The sequence below is a fragment of the Pirellulaceae bacterium genome, assembly GCA_019636385.1.
Lineage (GTDB): Bacteria > Planctomycetota > Planctomycetia > Pirellulales > Pirellulaceae > Aureliella.
This window is the reverse complement of sequence record JAHBXT010000004.1, coordinates 629,245-649,364: the sequence shown is the minus strand read 5'-3', so window position 1 is coordinate 649,364 and position 20,120 is coordinate 629,245. Positions and strand designations below refer to the sequence as shown.

Annotated in this window: 18 protein-coding genes; 12 read left to right on the top strand and 6 right to left on the bottom strand. The window is 55.4% G+C overall.

The window, feature by feature from the left end:
* Positions 1-5: 5 nt before the first annotated feature.
* The gene (locus KF752_17030) at positions 6-971 is read right to left on the bottom strand and encodes a hypothetical protein (protein ID MBX3423264.1); all 966 of its coding nucleotides are present in this window, start codon (positions 969-971) and stop codon (positions 6-8) included.
* 149 nt (positions 972-1,120) lie between these two features.
* On the opposite strand from KF752_17030, the gene KF752_17025 reads away from it, so the two are divergent.
* Complete coding sequence (locus KF752_17025; GenBank protein MBX3423263.1) at positions 1,121-1,822, top strand: ABC transporter ATP-binding protein; 702 nt, start codon at positions 1,121-1,123, stop codon at positions 1,820-1,822.
* Positions 1,823-1,837: 15 nt separating this feature from the next.
* Positions 1,838-2,167 (top strand): hypothetical protein, encoded by a 330-nt coding sequence (locus KF752_17020; protein ID MBX3423262.1) that lies wholly within the window; start codon positions 1,838-1,840, stop codon positions 2,165-2,167.
* Between the two features lie 271 nt (positions 2,168-2,438).
* Here the strand turns inward: KF752_17020 and modA are convergent, their stop codons facing one another.
* Positions 2,439-3,926, bottom strand: a complete 1,488-nt coding sequence (modA, locus tag KF752_17015) for a molybdate ABC transporter substrate-binding protein (protein MBX3423261.1) — start codon at positions 3,924-3,926, stop codon at positions 2,439-2,441.
* Between the two features lie 211 nt (positions 3,927-4,137).
* Here modA and KF752_17010 point away from each other — a divergent pair, with 211 nt between their 5' ends.
* The 4 genes from KF752_17010 (at position 4,138) to KF752_16995 (ending at position 7,324) form a co-directional block, all read left to right on the top strand.
* Positions 4,138-4,770 carry an HAD family phosphatase gene (locus KF752_17010; protein MBX3423260.1) on the top strand — a complete coding sequence of 211 codons (633 nt, stop codon included), beginning with the start codon at positions 4,138-4,140 and terminating at the stop codon, positions 4,768-4,770.
* A gap of 99 nt (positions 4,771-4,869) precedes the next feature.
* A complete protein-coding gene (locus tag KF752_17005; GenBank protein MBX3423259.1) occupies positions 4,870-5,892 on the top strand; it encodes a DUF3500 domain-containing protein in 1,023 nt (340 codons plus the stop codon).
* A gap of 77 nt (positions 5,893-5,969) precedes the next feature.
* Positions 5,970-6,563 carry an RNA polymerase sigma factor gene (locus KF752_17000; GenBank protein MBX3423258.1) on the top strand — a complete coding sequence of 198 codons (594 nt, stop codon included), beginning with the start codon at positions 5,970-5,972 and terminating at the stop codon, positions 6,561-6,563.
* Positions 6,563-7,324 (top strand): hypothetical protein, encoded by a 762-nt coding sequence (locus tag KF752_16995; GenBank protein ID MBX3423257.1) that lies wholly within the window; start codon positions 6,563-6,565, stop codon positions 7,322-7,324. The genes KF752_17000 and KF752_16995 overlap by 1 nt, the downstream gene beginning before the upstream one ends.
* An 80-nt stretch (positions 7,325-7,404) precedes the next feature.
* Here the strand turns inward: KF752_16995 and lysA are convergent, their stop codons facing one another.
* Positions 7,405-8,667: a diaminopimelate decarboxylase gene (gene lysA, locus KF752_16990; GenBank protein ID MBX3423256.1), complete on the bottom strand. Its 1,263-nt coding sequence runs from the start codon at positions 8,665-8,667 to the stop codon at positions 7,405-7,407.
* A 346-nt stretch (positions 8,668-9,013) separates the two neighbouring features.
* Between lysA and KF752_16985 the strand changes: the two genes are divergently transcribed.
* Positions 9,014-11,215 (top strand): glycosyltransferase family 39 protein, encoded by a 2,202-nt coding sequence (locus tag KF752_16985; protein ID MBX3423255.1) that lies wholly within the window; start codon positions 9,014-9,016, stop codon positions 11,213-11,215.
* Between the two features lie 129 nt (positions 11,216-11,344).
* On the opposite strand, the gene KF752_16980 is transcribed toward KF752_16985, so the two are convergent.
* Together KF752_16980 and KF752_16975 are read right to left on the bottom strand one after the other, a co-directional pair.
* Positions 11,345-11,932: a Uma2 family endonuclease gene (locus KF752_16980; GenBank protein MBX3423254.1), complete on the bottom strand. Its 588-nt coding sequence runs from the start codon at positions 11,930-11,932 to the stop codon at positions 11,345-11,347.
* A gap of 83 nt (positions 11,933-12,015) precedes the next feature.
* Entirely contained in the window at positions 12,016-13,344 is a 1,329-nt protein-coding gene (locus tag KF752_16975) for an MFS transporter (protein MBX3423253.1), read from the bottom strand.
* 174 nt (positions 13,345-13,518) lie between these two features.
* Here KF752_16975 and KF752_16970 point away from each other — a divergent pair, with 174 nt between their 5' ends.
* The 3 genes from KF752_16970 to KF752_16960 all read left to right on the top strand — a co-directional run bounded on the left by KF752_16970 (position 13,519) and on the right by KF752_16960 (position 17,116).
* Entirely contained in the window at positions 13,519-14,964 is a 1,446-nt protein-coding gene (locus KF752_16970; GenBank protein ID MBX3423252.1) for a sulfatase, read from the top strand.
* 179 nt (positions 14,965-15,143) lie between these two features.
* Positions 15,144-16,403: a competence/damage-inducible protein A gene (locus KF752_16965; GenBank protein ID MBX3423251.1), complete on the top strand. Its 1,260-nt coding sequence runs from the start codon at positions 15,144-15,146 to the stop codon at positions 16,401-16,403.
* A 401-nt stretch (positions 16,404-16,804) separates the two neighbouring features.
* Positions 16,805-17,116: an RNA-binding protein gene (locus KF752_16960; GenBank protein MBX3423250.1), complete on the top strand. Its 312-nt coding sequence runs from the start codon at positions 16,805-16,807 to the stop codon at positions 17,114-17,116.
* Between the two features lie 94 nt (positions 17,117-17,210).
* Here KF752_16960 and KF752_16955 read toward each other — a convergent pair whose 3' ends face one another.
* Positions 17,211-17,924, bottom strand: a complete 714-nt coding sequence (locus KF752_16955; protein ID MBX3423249.1) for an HD domain-containing protein — start codon at positions 17,922-17,924, stop codon at positions 17,211-17,213.
* A gap of 290 nt (positions 17,925-18,214) precedes the next feature.
* Between KF752_16955 and KF752_16950 the strand changes: the two genes are divergently transcribed.
* The gene (locus tag KF752_16950) at positions 18,215-19,762 is read left to right on the top strand and encodes a sodium/solute symporter (GenBank protein MBX3423248.1); all 1,548 of its coding nucleotides are present in this window, start codon (positions 18,215-18,217) and stop codon (positions 19,760-19,762) included.
* A complete protein-coding gene (locus KF752_16945; GenBank protein ID MBX3423247.1) occupies positions 19,749-20,045 on the top strand; it encodes a hypothetical protein in 297 nt (98 codons plus the stop codon). Before KF752_16950 ends, KF752_16945 begins: the two co-directional genes overlap by 14 nt.
* The last annotated feature ends 75 nt before the right edge of the window (positions 20,046-20,120 follow it).

Genomic DNA, 20,120 nt, shown 5'->3' with positions numbered 1-20,120 from the left:
GGTAGCTACGGGGCTGGCGACGCCAGCAACGATTTCATGAGTGCTCGAAGCGCTTGGGCGTCATAGTGACTCAGGCTGGCTAGCTCAAGCAGTTCTTCCGACCAGTTCAGGTTGCGTCCGGGGGGCAGGTGTTCCAGAGCAAAGGCGCGCTTGCCAGGGATGCCTAAGGTAAACTGCGTTTGATCGACGTGAATGCTGCGATCTTCTATCTGGCTGCTATCGATCCAGCGTGGCGGGAAGCTGGAATCAGGTATCACTTTGTCGCCTTGGCTGCGCAGCAACCAAACCACCGTCGCCAAATGGCCGGTGCGTCGATCGATCCAGATGACATGACGAGAAACGCAATCCACGTGCTGTCCATCGTGGAAGAGGATGGTTGGTACATCAAACATCAGCAGCGATGCGGTGCGCGCGACGGTGCGAATTTCATCAAGTTGCCGCAGGTTTTGGCTGAGAAATTGCCGGTCAATAAACGACAAACTGGCTCCATGCGCTTCATAGTCATCCGATCGTATGACGGTCAGCTGTGTGCCCAGGGCCAGGCTGTAGCCGACACCCACTTCGGCCAGTCGGAAGCGGACTTTCGGAGGCGCTGCTGCAGATGCTGGCGCGGTGTCGGGGCTTGCGACAGTCTGTGTGTCAACCGTTGCCAGAATTGTCAAATGGAACTTGGAAACGGTCTGGCGAATGAATTCAGGCAAGGCGCTGGTATCACCACTGGCGATTCGGGGCTTCGCCACCAGCACGCGCCGATTCCAGCGCGCTAGATGACGTCCATCTGCTGTTCCGCTCGGAACGACCGTCCCCGGCGAGATGAGCGTAACCTGAGGATGTAGCGTGGTACTGGTGGTACCTTCGGTTTGAGCGCCCACCGCCCCCGCCCATGTCGTCGCGTAGACTAGCCAAGCGGTTAGAATCGCGGTTCGGATCATGCGGCTACCTGCTTCCAGAGCAAGGGGATTATCATTCACTCAGGTTGTTTCCGCAGACGATTTCGAGTACACCAGGAAGCAACTGACCATACATTAGTCCACTGGCCGTCCACCGCACAGCTTTGGTGATAGCATTGTTTGGTGCTAGCATTGGCGCACACCGCCTGTGCTGAATTGTAGGAAAGCGAATGTCTCTAGCAAGCCGACCGACCGAGCCGCTCTTGCAATTGGCGGGTGTCCAAAAACACTATGCAGATGGCGACGTGCATGCGTTGCGCAGCATCGACTTGTCGATCCAGGCTGGTCAATTCATCACCATTGTGGGGCCTAGTGGTTGCGGTAAATCGACCTTGTTACACATCTTGGGAGCGCTGGACAGGCCAACACAGGGGCGAGTTTTATTTCGCGGCCAAGACATGTATAGCCGCAATTTGAACCAACTAAGATCGCAGGAAATTGGCTTCGTATTTCAATCGTTTTACTTGCTGCCCAATTTGACGGCGCTGGAGAATGTGCAATTGCCGATGTTCGGCCGTTCCGTGTCGGCGACGCAGCGGATCGAGCAGGCTCGAAAACTACTTGAGCTGGTCGGACTTGAGCAACGCTTGGATCACCTGCCCAATCAACTGTCGATTGGGCAGAGACAGCGGGTGGCCATTGCCCGAGCCATGGTCAATCAGCCGTCGCTGCTACTGGCTGATGAGCCAACGGGTAGTTTGGATAGCAATAGCGGCCGCGAGGTCATAGAACTACTCATGGAATTGAACCGGCAGCATGGCACGACGCTGGTGATTGTGACGCATGATCCTGACATCGCTGGTCAGGGAGGCAGAATGATTCGCATGCTGGATGGCACCATCGTCCAAGACGCGCTGGCAGCTTCGGTCTAGCAGGAAACAAGGCCCATGAATAATGTGCGACTGTTTGGGCTGGTACTGATTGTCACCACGCTACTGTTGGCGCTAGCTGCTGTAGCCACACAGACCGCAGAAATTCGCTTCGAGCGTCATAGTGCGGGCGCTTTAAAGCAAATTGCTTCAAAAAACTCAGACATGCAGACGGGTCGGCCAGTCGGGGATGTCGAGCCCACTGCGCCCAGTCAGTTTATTAGCGTCCCGGTGATTGTTCCCTTAGGCGCAGCCGGCATGTTGGGGTTGTTGTTCTGGTTCACGCCTGCAACAGCTACAGCAAAGTCGATAGGTGGCAGGCCGCGGCGCTCACGCCGTCGGCGATGAATGGCAGTTGGTGATGGAGTCAACGAGTTAGCCAGTCGGGCTCGGCAAGGGTGCTTCAAATCCCATGCTCTGCCGAACATGGCGCCAATTCGTGGCACCCAAACCGTTCCTGCCAAATGCCGTTGCCGTTGGTGGGCCAGCGCCGGCCCAAACCTTTGGAGTAGAAGCGAGTTTTGTCACCAGCCACAGGCGTTAGGTCTTACAGAACAGTTCATACGGGCCTCGCTTGTTTCCCCCAACGAATCGCGTGAGCGAATACGTCTTGCCGAAATTATTTCAACTGCCAGCGGAAGCCCTCCGATTCAAAATCGGTCTGACTTTGTTGCGATGTGATGGCTTGAAATAGTCGACTGGCCGTGTGAGGGAATCGAGAATCTTTGTAAACGGCCCAAGGCTGCGAGGCGACAGAGCAGGGCAACCCTTGAATCTGGACGGCGTCTAGAATATCACCTGCGCCGGCTGCGTTACTGAGATAGACGACAGCAGCATCCAGCGAACCGGCACGCATTTGATTGACCAACATGTCTCCGGCGGGCACTTCAACCGTCACATTCTTCATCACTTCCTGCTGGATGCCACCCTCACGAAAGGTGTTTTGAGTAATCCAGCCCATGGCACACTGCTTTTCATGGCCGATACCAACTCGCAACCCAGGACGGGTCAAATCGCGCAGCGATCCAATTTTTTGTGGGTTGCCTTTGGGCACTACAATCACCAACTCATTCTGGGAAACTTCGACGGGCTCGGGAAAAAGATCGGTCACCTGATTCATGAACTCTACATCGCACGCGAAATAGGCGTCTGGTACCTGGCCGGCTTTCATTTGACCGACCAGGATTCCACAGCCGTTGTAGACTGTCGAGACCTGGACGCCTTCGCGCTCCTGAAACCGCTCGATGGCATCGGCGATAGCCGGTCGCAGCATCGAGCCGGCATACAACGATAATTCAGGCTGGTCGGCCCATTGGTCGCCAGGCTGGACCTGATAACCATACTTGGCAAAATGCTCCAACCCCCGGTCTTTAGCGGCTAGATAGCGCGCGAAATGCAGTGCAGCTCTTGGGCTGGATGACTGTTGGAGCACGGCGACATCAATCTGGCTTGTGGCTTGGGCCAGTTCGGGAATGAAGACCGCTCGCAGTTCCGGGTAGTTGGCCAGCACGACATCGTAGACGATGCCAACGTCTGCCGCGTTCAATTGTACATCGGTGGCTACGTCCACTACTGTGCCGCGATAGCCGGTTGTTGCCTCGTGCAACTGTTGCCACAACCCTTGTTCGGCCAGTGCTTGTTGTGTGACTTTGCCGATAGCTGTGGCATCTGGATCGGCCTGAACGATTCTTAATTGGCCACTCAGCAGGTCGTTCAACGAAGTGATGGATTTAGGATTGTCGCGCGGTACAACCAAAACAGCCTGCATGGTGGCGATGGGAATTCGTTCGGCGATCATATCTTTCTGAGCGGCCAGCTCTAAGTAACTGTCGTCACTCGGCAAATAAAGATCGGCTTTGCCACCCACTTCCAACCGACTGAGCAGCGTTTGAGAAGGTCCAAACTCGATCTGAATTGGTCGTCCGCATTCCTCTTGGTATCGCTGGATAATCTCTTGCACGGCAACTCGATTTGCGGCTGCACAGTACAGCACAAGAGGTCGCGACGCCGCCGAGTCAACGCGCGGTCGATCGCGCCAGCTCAGCCCAACAATGCCGGCTCCAGCCAGCAACAACGAAGCTAGCAGTATCCAGGCAGGATTCTTCATTCACTCGCCCCTAGTGCGATTGTACTATTGATGTAATGCTGCTTGGCGGCCACTTCGGTCACCGCTGCAATGAACATCCTATTTCACATTGGCCGTGGCGAGAAGTATCATGACAGGTGGTTTTGCCAATTTGCATGGGCGCACGGACAAACAAATCAGCGGTTGATGGTAGAACCCAGAGCCATCAATTCACAGAAAAACAGACGCAACGATGGCCAGTTATCGATCGACGACAAACAAATTCCTGTACTTTGACTTGGGCAACGTCTTGGTGACATTCGACCCGCACATTGCAGCTCGCAGGTTGGCCGAAGCGGCCGATTGCAGTCTCCAACATGTCCTACAAACCGTATTTTCGTGCGACTTGCAGCAGCGCTACGAGACTGGCCTAGTCAGCGATGAGCAATATGCTGAAGAAATCAGTTCGATGTTAGGTACGCAGCTGTCAACTCAATCCGTGATGCATGCCATATGCGCCATCTTCCAACCTAACCAACCGATTCTGCAGGTGTTACAGCAGGTTCAGCGCATGGGTATACCCATGGGAATCTTGTCCAACACGTGCGACGCACATTGGCAGTGGCTAATGCAGCAGGACTGGCCGATGTTGCATGGCTGGTTCGAGCATCGCGTGTTGAGCTATCAAGTCGGCAGCATGAAGCCGAATCGGCGAATCTACGAAGTCTGTGAGGAGGTATGTGGCTTGCAAGGGTCGCAAATATTCTTCACCGACGACCTGGAAAAAAATATCGCCGCCGCCGCCCAACGCGGCTGGACGACCTGCCAATTTCGTTCGACAGATGAACTTACGCGTTCCCTGCAGGCTTGGCTTGAGGCGGACTGAGTCCCCAGTTTCACTCCGCCTTATTTGATTTTTCCAAGCACGGTGCTTCACCTAAGCTTATAATCGTAGCATTGACCAAAGTAGCTTTTTCAAAGGAGTATAGCCGTGTCGCTCGCGAACCAACGTTTGATTGAGGAATCCGGTCGTCGTCAATTCTTGCAGCAGTCGCTGGGCCTGGCAGCTTCAGCCGTTGTCTTGCCACAGTTGTCCGCGCAAGCAACGGAACCTCAGCAAGCCGAGACGCTGGTAAAGGTCTTGTACGACACATTAACCGAGCCCCAGCGTCAGCAGATATGTTATGCCTGGGACCATGTTGATCCCAAGCGTGGATTGTTGAGAACGCGAGTTTCCAACAATTGGATGATTAATGACGCCATGATTCACGGCGATTTCTACACGGCGGAACAGCGCGATCTGATTCGTAAGATTTTCGAGAACATCGTTAGCCCCGAGTGGATATCCAAATTCGACCAGCAGATGGAGGACGATTGCGGTGGCTTCGGCCGCGAGCAGGCGATTGGCATTTTTGGAACGCCGCAGGCAGGGCCATTTCAATTCGTCATCACCGGTCGGCACATGACACTGCGCTGCGACGGTAACACAGCAGAAAGTGTGGCCTTCGGCGGTCCGATTTTCTACGGGCATGATCCAGGGGCGTTTGACGAAGGGAAAGATCACGCTGGCAATGTATTCTGGCAGCAGGCCGTGCAGGTCAACCAAATCTATCAGATGCTCGATGGCAAACAGCGTCGAGCAGCCGAAGTTGCCACCACCCCCAGAGAACAGGCGGTTGCCTTTCGAGGAAAGGCCGGCGGATTTACCGGTATTCCCGTTACCGACTTGTCCAGCGATCAGCAGCAAGAATTAAGACGCTCGCTGACGTCGCTGTTAGACCCCTTTCGACAGACGGACCGACAGGAGGCACTGCAATGCTTGCAAGCCCAAGGAGGGCTAGAAGGCTGCTTCCTATCCTTCTACACCGATCACGATATCGGCCAAGATCGCGTGTGGGATAACTGGCGGCTGGAAGGCCCTAGTTTCGTTTGGCATTTCCGTGGTGCACCGCATGTGCATGTGTGGGTGAATATCGCCGACAGTCCCAAAATTGAGCTCAATGCTTAGGCAATCAATCCTTGATTTTCCCCAGTGCGACGGGAATATTTCATGGATCTGACTGCTCCTAGTACATAGGACTCCCGATGGCAGATTCCCAACCGACCAGCCAGCCGCAACAGCCGGGGCTGGCCCAGTGTTTGCTGGATGAGCATTACGACCGGGTGTACCGCTATGCCTACCATCTGTCGGGTGCTCAGCACTCTGCCGAAGACATTGCGCAAGAGGTCTTTTTGCGGGCGGTCAAGTCCGCGCATCAGCTTCGTCAGCCGGAGGCGGCTGTTGGTTGGCTGTTGGCCATAACACGCAATGAATTCGCCCGCTGGTGCCGTGGGCAGTCAGCAGTGGTTCAGGAGCCAATTGAGCGTGAGGCTCCGGCCAGCGATTCAGTGGGTGTACTGGAGGATTACGAATGGATTCATCTAGCGATGCAGCAGTTGTCGGTGGAGTTTCGGACGGTGGTCTTGATGTTTTACTTTGAGCACAAAAGTTACACCGAGATCGCTACCGAGTTATCTCTGCCCATTGGTACGGTGATGAGCCGTCTCAGTCGCGGCCGCAGTCATCTGAAGCAAGCGCTGCTCACGCTGGCTGAGCCGAAGACGACGCCCAGCGTAATGCGGACTGACGAACCGAAGGATGCCGGAGAGCGTCCGCTAGTTATGAGCACGGAGCCGTGATGATGAATCCTCTTGAACAGTTGGACTTGGATGCCGACGATCGGCAGATCATAGGATTGCTGAACGCTTTTCCTGTTCCTGCGTCAGCTCGCCAGCGTGCCCATCAGCGGCTATCGCAGTTGCTGGACATCGACCAGCCTGATGTGACCTGCGGCCAGACGCTCGATGATGCTGTCAGGCGAGCGGTCCATCCCGTTTCATCGCCGGATGAATCTGGGGTTCAGCCCGCTACGACGACAGTCCAAAATGCTGCTGAAGGGCAATCTGCACAGCGTCGCCTGTGGCTGGGACTGGCTGCAGTGGCAGCCAGCTTGTTGTTGGGCTGGGTTACGATCCGAGCTTGGCAGCCTGTGCCGCGCTCCCAGTTAGTTGCCATCTGTGCCGAGCAGTTATCGCTATCCGATTCGTGGGACACGCTCAATTCCAGCGTCTCGCAATCAGACACGGGTGAGCTTGACCACATTCTCAGTCGCTTTCTCAATGCTTCATTGACCGAGGCCATTCAATTCCGCGCCATGCACAAAACCAAATTGTCTGCGAGCGGCAGACTGTGGAAGGTGCTGCTGTCTACTGGACGCGAGCTGTACATTTTTCAGCTCTCCGAACCTCGGCCCGTGGAAGGAGTCGTTGACCGGTTGCAACTCGTGGCCGATCGCAGTTCAGGCTGGTCCACTGCGGCAATCGTCCACGCCGGCCAGTTATTTGTATTCATGTCCAAAGACGATCTCCGCCAGACTCTGCGATTGGCTCCGTTGGCGTAGTCTTAGTAATGGATACTTGATTTGCTTGGGGTAGCTGACTGGAGAATATGCTGGCGGTTCGTCGTCGAGCCTGCTAGCTATCATTGCGTTGGCGGCACGCTTTCCAGTTCCAGCAGTTCCTTGAGGCTCTCGCGGCGGCGGATTAGTTTGGACTGGCCGTTTTCGATCATGACTTCGCAGGCACGGAAGCGACTGTTGTAGTTGCTGGACATGGCAAAGCCGTAGGCTCCGGCGACTTCCAGTATCAACCAGTCGCCTACTTGGGCCGCTGGCAACGTGCGACGGCTGACGAATCCCCCTTCTTCCTGCGTAAAAATGTCGCCTGATTCGCACAATGGACCACCGACAACAACATCTACTTGGGTGTGGCTGGCGCGCGAGTTGCGATGACAGACGGAGATGGGGTGATAGGCACCGTACAGGATGGGCCGGGCTAAATCATTGAAGCCCGCATCGACCATGTAAAACAGGTTTTCGCCCATCGTCTTGATAGCGCAGATTTCTGTGATCAGATAACCCGACTCCGCCACCAAGTATCGACCGGGTTCAATTTCCAGATGCAGGGCATGTCCTAGCCGATTCCCAATGCGCTCGCGCGTGGCGTTCCACAACTGGTAGTATTGGTTCAGGTCCACGTAGGATTGCCCGGCTCGGTAGGGGACAGGCAACCCTCCGCCGGTACTGATGGTGGTCACCGTGCGACCGACCTGCTCGCAGGCCTGTTCCATGGCCCCGCATACCTGCGACAAATGTTCGAAATCGGTGCCGCTGCCGATATGCATGTGCATTCCGGTGACGACTAAGCCATGTCGATCGGCGCGCAGCAAGCAATCGTCGATATGCTGGTGCCAGATGCCGTGCTTGGACTGTGGCCCGCCGGTGTTGGTTTTTTGGCTATGACCATGTCCAAAGCCGGGATTGATGCGCAGTGTAATGTTACGCCCCGGAGCGCGCTGGCCCAGTTGGTCGATCATATCCGGCGATCCGATATTCACCGGTACGTTGTGCTCGACAACCAGTTGCAACGCATCGCGGTCGAAGACATCGGCGGTGTAGTTGATTTGATCGGGCCGGTAGCCGGCTTGAAGGGCTCGACCAATCTCCCCGGCGCTGACCGCGTCTACTAATACGCCGGCTCGCCGCAGCCGGTCAAGAATCGCGATGTTGCTGCACGCTTTTTGCGCATAACGAATACTGTCGAAGGCCCGCAGGTCCTCCACGCGTTCCATGATCACCGGCAGGTCGTAAACGTAACTGGGGGTTCCAAAGCGCTGTGCCAAGTCGGCTATGGCGATACCGCCTATTTCGTGGCGGAGAGTTGAAAACTGGGAGAGAACGGGCATGTTGTTCCTAGCACATGAGTCGCAAAAATCTAAACGCATTTCAGGTCGATCCGGCTCTATGGAATCGACGGGGGCTAGTATTATAGTGTGCTCGTCGATCCCGGCGAGGTTACCCGGATATTTGGACGCTTCTTGATGATCGCCAGCTTCACTAAGATATCAACGGTCTGGAAGTCTTCTCCTTTCGTACTCAGCCTTTGGCGGTACTCGTACTAAAAAACCCGACGAGCAACGAGGAGTATTGAAAACCGAAAAGATTCTCCGAGTCGATTTCTCTTCAGACTAAACAACGCATTGTATGGTACGTCGGACCGCAAATAGTAGTAAACCTCGACTGGTCACCAGAGTGCGGAACACTCAGGCAGCCGCGCCCCACTCGCTGCCGACTACTCCGGCTTCTGAGCCTGGTAACTGGTACGATCCGTTCGTTTGTGCCGCCGCCGCGCTGATCGCGCTGGTACCGTTTTTGACCAAGGCGGTTCATCTGGACGACACGGTGTTTATCTACGTTGCCAAACAGATTAGCCAGCATCCCGCCGATCCCTTTGGACTGGTGATTAACTGGTACGGCCATCAGATGCCGCTGCATGAAGTCCAGCAGAACGGGCCATTGGCCAGTTATTATATGGCGCTGGCGGCAGCCATCGTCGGCTGGAGTGAAGTTGCCCTACACTCGGCGTTCTTGTTACCGGCCATGGCTGCTGCGGTGGGGATGTACTATTTGGCGCGGCGATTCTGTAGTCAGCCCCTGTTGGCCACGCTGATCATGGTCTTTAGTCCCGTGTTTGTGGTCTCAGGTACCACGCTGATGTGCGACGTGATCATGCTGTCGCTGTGGATTTGGGCGGTGGTTTTGTGGATTTGGGGCGCCGATCGGCACAGCCATGGCTGGGCGATCCTGAGCGCTGTATTGATCGGTGCGGGCATCGTTACCAAGTATTATGCGGCGGCGGTCGTTCCGTTGTTGTTGGCCTATTCAGTGCTGCGCTGGTCAGATGTGCGCTGGCGAGTGGCTTACTTGCTGATTCCAATAGCCATCGTCTTGGCCTACGACGCCTACATGTCCTCGTTGTACGGGCATTCTCTGTTGCGCGGTGCTGGGGATCATGCGCTATTGGCTGGTGGTGTGCAAAATAGCGTTCCTTATCGGATCGCCGTTGGGCTAACATTTACCGGAGGGTGTCTAGCAGCGATATTGTTTTATGCACCCTTGCTGTGTTCATGGCGGTCGTTTGCGATAGTCTGCGGTCTATGCTTGTTGGTTGCACTACTGTTACCAATCGCTTTGGATTTGAACACGACCTATTGGGCGTCGCTAACGTCCGCTCAGTCATTGCTGTTCATTGTTCAGTTTGCTCTATTTTTGATCGGCGGAGCCGGTGCACTTGTGTTGGCTGGGCGTGATGTATTGAGCCGTCGCGATGCTGACGCTTGGCTATTGGGACTGTGGGTGGCGGGAACTTTTGTGTTCTGTTCACTGCTTAATTGGACCGTCAATGGTCGATCGCTGCTGCCGATGGCTCCACCAATCAGCCTGTTAATCGTCAGGGCATTGCCAGCGTTGCCGGGCGCGATTGCCAGAATCCACAGCCCGACCCGCTTTGTTCCGCTGGTATTCGCTGCCGTGCTGGCCATGTGTGTTGCTTGGGCTGATACCTGGTGGGCCAATTCAGCTCGATCAGCAGCCCAGGCGATGGAAACGGATCAGCGGTTTGGTCAGCGCAAGCAGCATCTGTATTACACCGGACACTGGGGTTTTCAATATTACATGGATGCTCTCGGGTTTAAGTCGCTCAACCGACTGGACAGCACATTGCAACTGGACGACGCTTTGGTGTTGCCTGAGAACAATACCAACGTGCCCAGGCAACTTTTGGTGGATGCTGCGCAAGTGGAAGAGCTGTTCGTGTCGGTACATCCACTGGTTTCTTCGATGCGACCAGGGTTCGGTGCCGGCTTCTACACTAGCCAGGCGGGGCCTCTGCCTTTCTCAATAGGCTGGTTTCCGGCCGAACGTTATTGGATCATGACCGTTACGACCGACGATGTGATTCGAATGAAACTGGAAGAACGGAAGAGAACCAGTGAGCAACAGCCAGATTCCGCCGAGGCGCGACATCAATTGGCGGTGGCTATGGTTGAAGTGGGACGCATCCCAGAAGCCATCGAGGCTTTTGAAGTTGCTGTGCAATTAGAGGCTAACAACGTGGTGGTACTGAACGATTTCGCTTGGGTGCTGGCCACGCGGCCAACTGGCGATGCATGGCACAGTCAACGCGCATTAATGCTGGCACAGCAGGCGCATGAATTGACGGGAGGACGATTCGCTGAGTATCTTGACACATTGGCTGTCGCCTTGGCAGCGAATCAGCGCTATGACGAGGCTGTAGCTACTGCCAAGAAAGCCTTGGAGTTACTCAAAGATGACCCGCGTAAGGAACTGATCCAACAAATCGATGCTCGACGGCGACTCTACCAGCAACGACGACCTTATCGCGAAGCTTATCCTGAGCCAGATACTTCACCGAGTCTATCAGGCGACCTGTAGTTGGACATTTTCAGTAGCCACTTTCGCCAGATGCTGGTCTGGCACGCTAGCCAGCGACTGGTGACGGTTGCTACATTTGTTTGCGGCCCGGCTAAACACTCCCCAACCCGCTCGCATTATTTCCGAGTGCTAGCGCATGATAGCGTCGGGGTCAAACGTCACGCCGCGATAGATTTCGCTTAGGGCCAGCGACAGATCGAGCGACTGGAATCGAATGTGTTCTTCCAAACGGCACGCCTCGCGCAACAGCCAAGCACCGGCGGCCTGACGAACTAGCGTCTCTACGGCAGAACTCTTCTGAGAAACCAGTACAAATTCTTGGAGGCTGAGAATGCGGCGGTAATGAGTTGCCTTGGTGCCGCGATCGTACGACTCGCTAGCATCCGACAGAACTTCGACCAGCAAGATAGGATTGGTCACCGTCTGGCTAACATCGTTGTCGTACTGCAACGGCCCGCAGACAACAGACACATCTGGATAAGTGTACAAGCCCGTCTCTTCGACCTTGACACGCAGGTCGCTGTTAAAAACCCGACACGGTCGATCTTTGAGCGCATTGCCCAGCTCGCGCACGATGTTAGCAGCTATCAGACCGTGATTGGCGGAACCGCCAGCCATGGCGAATATCTCGCCGCGATAGTATTCGCTCTTTATCTCGGACGCTCGTTCGTGAGCCTCATACTCGGCCAGCGTAACGCCTTTGAGTACCGTAGACATGGATCACCTCATTTTGTTTTGTCTTGGCCGTTCATACAAATCGCGTGAACGGTTACGCATCACATTGGCCGTACAGAACTCAATTATCGCTGCCTTCGGGCCACCAAGCAAGCAACCAGAACCATCAACAATGCCAGGCAGGCCAGTAAAGCGCTGGTTCCAAGCGCGGCAGAACTGCTCCATGTGTCCCAAATCAAGCCGACCAGCAGGCTGGCTAGCAGACCACAAGTCCCCAATGTCGCCTGAAAGATACCCAGTGCACGGCCGCGCGCCAGCACAGGTGCTTGATCGGCGATCAGTGCTTTGCCGACCCCTTCGGTCAGCGCCATGTAGACGCCGTACAGTGCCATGAGCGGCCAGACATACTGTACCTGCGTATCATTCAACAGTGCCATTCCCGCGTAGGCGACCACGTAGATGCTCCAGCCGAGTCCGATGACACGCCAGCGCCCAGCACCGTCGCTCCACACTCCCGCCGGATAGGAAACGATGGTATACGACACGTTGAATGTGGCATAAGCCATAACGACTTGCCACGGCGACATTCCCAACTGGCTGGCGCGCAGCAATAGAAATGCATCGCTACTATTGGCCAAACCAAACAGTGCCAGGCAACCCAGCACGATCCAGTATTGTTTGGGCAGGCCGAATAAACTTTGTTCCGCTACAAGAGGCCGTGCCTCGCAAGTTTGAAAAGTCGCCGCGCCGTGGCGATCGTTTGAATCATTGGCAGGTTTAGGATCAAGTTCAGGCTGCGGGTCTTCAATCCACCAGGTCAACAACAACGACCCCAGACCCAGCACAGCCCCCACACCGATAATCATCCGGAAGACCCAAGGTTGAATGTGTTGCGCAGGGTTAGAATCGGTCGCCGCCACATTTGTCGCCGGACTGCCGGCCAGCCACCACAACAGCACCGCTGACAGCAAGACCCCCAGCAGCGCACCGGCAGTATCAAACGCACGGTGCAATCCGAAAGCCCGACCGCGCTGCGCAGCGTCCACTAAATCGGCAATCAAAGCATCGCGTGGCGCGCTCCGCAATCCTTTGCCGAAGCGGTCCAGCCATCGACCACCAACAGCCACCGGCCAAGTGACAGCCACCGCAATCAGCAACTTGCCCAACACTGGCAGACCATAGCCCCAGCGCATCCACACAGCACGATGCTTTCTGACATCGCTGCGTGCTCCTGACCAGATTGACATCCACGCTACCAGTAAGACCGCAGCGCCCTCCATCAGGCCGAGCTGGGTATGTGAGGCACCCAGCACCACCACCATGTATAGAGGCAGCAGCGGAAAAATCATTTCACCCGAGATGTCGGCCAGAAACGATATCCAACTCACCACCCACAACGATCGTGGCAATCGTCGCTGGTCGTCTAGAGATTGGTGGGGTGGCTGGTGGTTCATTGTTGGCAGACTTCGTGCACATGAAACCGATCAATTGCCGTGGTTGAAGAATTTTATCTCAGTCACAGCATGGCCCGAAGGCGGCTGGCGTGTTACAGTAAATCACTAAGTTCGATAGTGTGTGTGGATTGTTGGCGCAACGTTTGTTTGACCTTAATTTAGACTGGCCCCATCATGACCATGATCCTCAACAATGCTCGCTTGAGTTACTGGCCCCAGGGCTGGTTAGCAGCCATCGCGTGTTGTGCGCTGTGGACCACGCAGAGCACCTGGGCCGATGTACAGTCTAACACTCGGCCAGCAGCTACCAACATCATCTTTATCATGGCTGATGATTTAGGGTATACCGATTTGGGCTGCTTTGGCAGCCGGTACTACGAGACGCCCAATATCGATCGTCTGGCTGACCAAGGAATGAAGCTACTGAATCACCATCACTGCCAAAATTGTACACCCACGCGGGCGGCGCTTATGAGCGGTCAGTATCCGGCTCGCACCGGCGTTTATACTGTTGGCAACATCGACCGCTTTAACTGGCGCAGCCGGCCGTTGCGGCCTGTCGATAATCTGACGGAACTGCCGTTGGATCGAGACACAATCGCCGCACAGCTCAAGCGCGCTGGTTATGCCACGGGGATGTTTGGTAAATGGCATATTGGCGATAAGGGGGCTTATCATCCCAGCCAGCGCGGCTTCGACGAGGCCATCGTTAGCGCTGGACAGCATTTCAACTTTCGGACCAATCCCCGGGTCACCTATCCGTCCGGGCAGTACTTGGCAGATTTCCTGACCGATCGAGCGGTGGACTTCATCACTCGGCATCAGGATCAGCCGTTCTTCTTGTATTTACCACACTTTGGTGTGCATTCCCCCCACGAGGCCAAGCCGGAAACAGTTCAGCGGTTTGCCGGCAAGCCGTCAGACGGCGGGCATAACAATTCAACTTACGCAGCCATGATCTATTCTGTTGATGAGAGCGTAGGGCGAATCATGCACACCCTTGACCAATTGAATTTGTCCGATAAGACGCTGCTGATTTTTACCAGCGACAACGGCGGCGTCGGTGGTTATGTGCGCGAAGGCATTAAAGAATCGGGAGACGTGACTGACAACCATCCACTCAGGAGCGGCAAAGGCAGCTTGTATGAAGGGGGAACTCGAGTTCCATTGATTGTCCGCTGGCCCGGCGTGACGGTACCGGGGTCGGCATGTAATGAACCGACCATTCACGTGGACATGTTTCCCACATTGCTGGAAGTCTCTGGTGCACCCAGGCCGCAACAATCCTTGGACGGAGAGAGTCTCGCGGCGCTGCTGCGAAATCCGCATGCCAAGCTGGCGCGCGAGGCGATCTATCAGCATTTTCCGGGCTACTTGGGGGCGGGAAAGAACTCGTGGCGCACTACGCCAGTTAGCCTGATCCAAAGCGGACGCTGGAAGCTGCTGGAGTTCCTGGAGGATCGTCGCTTGGAACTGTACGATCTCGAACAGGACATAGGCGAGTCGCACAATTTGGCCAAGGAGCAGTCAGAGATTACCAGCGATCTACATGCGCGACTGGTACAGTGGCGACAATCTATGAACGCGTCCATGCCGACAGCGAATATATCAGCCAATTAGCTGCCAAGTCGGCTAAGCCAGGTATTATCTTGATCGCCACGACTCGCCAGTTCCCAGTGGCGTAGCGACTGCGAGGCTTTTTCGAGCCGGCGTGGTCATGACCGTAGGCACCCTGTAGTAACTGGCTAACATTATACGCGCCACTTTCCAGTTTGCCTCCGACGGATACGGTTGCCCTCATGATCACCGCTGAAATTATCGCCATTGGCTCCGAACTGCTGACACCCACGAGAATTGACACCAACAGTCTGTGGCTAACCGAGCGACTGAACGAAATCGGCATCGAAGTTCGGCTCAAAACAATCGTGGGTGACGACGTACCGTCTCTGCAAGCCAGCATCGCTCAAGCCATCGCCAGGTCCCAGGTGGTCATCACTACCGGTGGTCTGGGGCCAACGGAAGATGATTTGACTCGACAGTGCGCGGCGGCAGCCCTGGGACGAGAGCTAGTCTATCACCAGGAGTTGCTGGAAGCGATTCGCCAGCGATTTGTTCACCTGGGATATGACATGCCCGAAAAGAATCGCGTGCAGGCGCTGGTTATCGAACAAGCTGAAGTGCTGATCAATGCTAACGGAACGGCACCAGGTCAATGGATCCGTACCGGCCAGTGCGACCTATTCATTCTGCCCGGACCGCCCAAGGAGATGCAGCCCATGTTCGAGGCGCAAGTGTTACCACGACTGAGACAACGCGCTGGCCAGGTCAGTGTGCGTCGCAAGGTGTTGCGAGTATCGGGTATGGGCGAGTCCTTTCTGGACGAGCTGATTGCACCAATCTACACGCAGTATCAAAACCCGAAGACGGCCACGCTGTTCAATAAAACCGAAGTGGAGGTGCAATTGACGGCGCAGGGACCTACCCAGACCGAAGCCGACCGGCTGAACGACGAACTGGCCACGCGAATTGCCGACAAGCTGGGCATCGCCCTTTTTGCCCTGAACGGCGAAACGATGGAAGAGGTAGTGGGTAAGTTGTTGAGCGATGCGGGCAAGACGGTAGCGGTGGCCGAAAGCTGTACCGGCGGCCTGGTAGCTCAGCGATTGACCGATATTCCGGGATCATCGGCCTACTTTATTCAGGCCGTGGTCGCCTATCACAATGCCGTTAAGACTCGGTTACTGGGAGTACCCGGCGAACTAATTGAAGCTCAGGGGGCCGTATCGGCCGAGGTGGCCGAAGCGATGGCCTGTGGCCTCCGCGAGCGAGCTGGCACGGATTTCGCAATCTCTACCACCGGCGTGGCCGGACCGGGTGGAGGAAGTCCGGAGAAGCCGGTGGGAACGGTATTTGTTGGTTATAGCGATGCTCGACAAACCAAATCACTGCGGCTGCGGCTGCCGGGTGATCGGAACTTGATCCGCTGGCGTGCCTCTCAGGCTGCGCTGGATTATTTGCGGCGGCAATTACTTAAAATTGGAGCTAAAGACCTAAGTTGACTAGGCCGCCCAACTGGACCAAATTTGGTAATTCCGAGCAAATGACAGCGCAAGTTATCTGGACTGGCGAACGACGTTGCTGTAAACTTCCACTGACGCACGGGCTAAGCAGATGTTGAATTAGTTCGGATGGCGTTCAGGTAGATTCGCTGAGGATGTTTGCTAAAAGCGGTTTCGTTCAAGTAGTTATGACGATTGAGTTGGATTTCCTTCTGGGCTGAGCTTGTATAGTTCCTCTGATTTCGGATCCTGTTCGGTTGTTCTAGTGCCTACGGCTGGAACGTGATGCTTCTCACTCACCAAAACTGAGTGTGATTGTTGCTCAAGCTCTTCTGTACGATCTCCTGTTTGTGCCTGATGCAGTTTCAGGCAATTTCGTTTCACTACGAGGAGATTTTGGTATGAACATTTATGTGGGTAATCTGAGCTTTCAGGCAACTGAAGCCGATTTGGAATCTGCGTTTGCCGAGTACGGACAAGTCAAGTCTGTAAGCATCGTCAAGGATCGCGAGACAGGGCGTTCGCGAGGCTTCGCGTTTGTCGAAATGCGAGATGCCAAAGAAGGTCGTGATGCCATTGAAGGCGTTAACCTTAGAAATATCGCTGGCCGATCAGTCACCGTCAATGAAGCTCGTCCGCGTGAAGATCGTCGCGGCGGAGGCGGCGGCGGTGGCGGAGGCGGCGGAGGCGGTGGTGGCCGCGGTCGCTGGTAGGTACCTCAGCCCGCAATATCGGTCGGACTGGCGCTAAGTCTGTTCAAGCTAAAACCCGGTTGTTCAAGCAACCGGGTTTTTCTGTAGGGTGCTGTCATTGACCCCCTGCCTGGCCTGACTGGTTTGGCAAAGTCGCATTGCGCAGGGCCCATTCAAGCTGCTGTGGATCGGCAGCGATTTCTGATGCTAGCTGACGCAAGAATTCGATCATGAAGGCCGATCGTCGGCCAGCCAATTGACGCCCAGTCGCCGTGTGCATAGTGCTGGGCAAGCGAAACAACTTGACGAAGAAGTGATCGATCGAATAAACATCATCGGCAGCCGCTCGATTGACCGGAAACGGTGATTGCGGATCATACAACTGTTGCCGCAAGGCTCCTCCGGTCATCAAGCAGCGGGCGATGCCAATTGCACCTAGGGCTTCCAGACGGTCGGCATCTTGTACGATTTGCGCTTCTAACGTCTCGCACGTTATTCCTGCCGAAAAGCTGTGAGCCTGGATGCAGTGAGCGATAGCATCGATCAAATTCGTCGGATAGTTGATCGACCGCAAATACTGGCCAGCACGCTCGGCAGCCAATCGCGAAGCTTGTCCTCGTAGCGACGAATTCTTAGCGACAATCACACAATCGTGTAGCCAGGCGGCAGGAAGAACGACCGACAATATGGCACCTTCCTGTACAGCAATCATCCGAGCGTTGACGACCACGCGTCGCACATGGTCCAAGCCGTGCGCGGCATCAGCACCAGTCATTTGCTGCTGAACCCAGTCTGCGATTTGCGCTTCCCAAACTTCATTCCATGTCATGACGGCACGTTTCCTAGTTGAGCGAATAACAACATTCTGTTGCGTTTGATTGGCCAGGGGATTAGCGCAGCGTAGGCAGGATTGTCAAGCCTGTCGGTGCCAGTCACAATAACCCGACTCCGACAGGCCCAGGGTCAGGCGGTAACGACCAAGAGTCGAACGGTAACGAACTGAGGCGAGCGGCCAAGCAAGAATACACCACTAGCCAGCGTCGCCAGACGGCGAAACGCCAGTTCACGGAACGTCTGGCGCTGGTCGCTACCCATACGCCGCTGGCCTACGAGGTAATCATGCAGCTTTCCATTATCGATCTACTGTTTGTCGGCACCTATTTGATTAGCGTTGCCGCGCTGGGTGTGTGGGTCGGTCGAGGAGCGAAGTCGGGATTGGATTTGTTTCTGGGCGGACGTTCGTTGCCGTGGTGGGCTGTCGGTACGTCGTTGGTCGTATCCGACATCGGTGCCAAGGATATGATGGGCCTAGCCGACGACGGATATCGCTTTGGGCTGGTAATGACCAACTTCGATTTGATCGGCTGTATCTTTCCAGTCTTGATTGCTGCGTTCGTGTTCATGCCGCTGCTGTGGATGGCAGGTGTGTATACGATTCCTGAATACCTCGGATTGCGCTACAACCAAGCAGTGCGGCTGTGCTTTGCCATCGTCTGGGCGCTGTTCATGATCGGTACGTTGGGTGTCATCTTTGTCAGCGCGGGCACCATGTTTGAGAGTCTACTGGGCATGCCCTTTATGGGTGCAGTTTTGCTCACGGCGTTGTTGGTGGGCCTGTATACCTGCATCGGTGGTTTGAAGGCCGTTGTGTATACCGATTTTGTGTCCTGCATTGTGCTGATCATTGGCGCCATCATGATCTGCGCGATTGGGCTGGGTGAAGTTGGCGGTTGGAGCGGACTGCGCGAGCGTGTCGCCCAGTTGCCCGACACACAGCACCATTTTCAGTTACTGCGTCCGGCCGACGACAAGGACTATCCTTGGCCGGCAGTCCTGTTAGGGTTGGGCTTTGTGCTTGGTCCGGCGTACTGGATCGGCAATCAAGCTATTGTGCAGCGCACGTTCGGCACACGCAGCCAGGCCGAGGCCCGCGCATCGTATCTGCTGTGCGCGGCTATCAAAATCGTGTTTCCATTCCTGCTGGTCGTTCCCGGTTTGATCGGGTTAGCCCTGCTCAGCGATCGGCTCGGTCCTCCGGGTAGTGACCAATGGCAGTCAGGAATCGTTTTGCCAGAACTCGTCAAACTTCTACCAACTGGCGTGCTGGGTATCGTGTTAGGCGCATTTTTCGCTGGCATCATGTCGAATTTAGATTCGTATGTAAATTCGGCCTCCACGCTGTGCGTGACCGACATCTATCGGCCATTGATTCGGCCCAATTCAGGCGATCGCGAGACGCTGTGGGTGGGGCGCATACTGGTAGTTGCCTTTCTGACGTTGGGCGTATTGAGTTCCAGCGTCATCCGCCAGCAGTTCAATTCGGTGTTTGAAGCCTTTCAAACCTTCTTGAGTTTCTTTCAAGGTCCGCTGCTGGCGCTACTGTTGTTGGGAATGCTTTCCAGTCGCGTAACGCAGTGGGGTGGCCTGGCCGGCATGTTGCTGGGCGTGTCATCATCTGTGACGTTGTGGTACAACGGACTGTTGTTTCTATGGGTTGCCTGGTGGTCGTTTGTGATCGCAATTGCAGTCACCATGGTCGTCAGTTTGATGACTAAACCGTACGATCGACAGCGACTGCGAGGGCTTGTGTGTTGGCTGCCGCACTTGCCTGAGTCAAACGCCGAACTGCGGGCAAACAGAGAGGCTGAAGAAGATGAGCGGCGGTGAGCTAATCTGGGTCACAGTTATCAGCCGACTGATTGCGCAGTGGACTGCCAGTCAGGCCTTGCTTGGCTGGACCGATATCCAAATTGGTCAATTGGCGTTTGCCAGCGTCTTTGGCGTGCTGGCGGCCTGGTTGTGGTGGATGCCCAATTCATGGTTGGTGGGAGAGCGCCAATCAGGCGACTTGAGCGACGCAGCTTCGTCACCGGCCTCGATTGCCGTCGCGCGATACACCGCCATCATCATCGCCATCATGTTGATGTTGTTGTATCTATTGTGGAGCTAAGGCGCGCCTCAACTTGGTAGCTACCGTCGCCAGACGGTGGAATCATCGATGCCCGATCTCTAACCAGTACGCCGT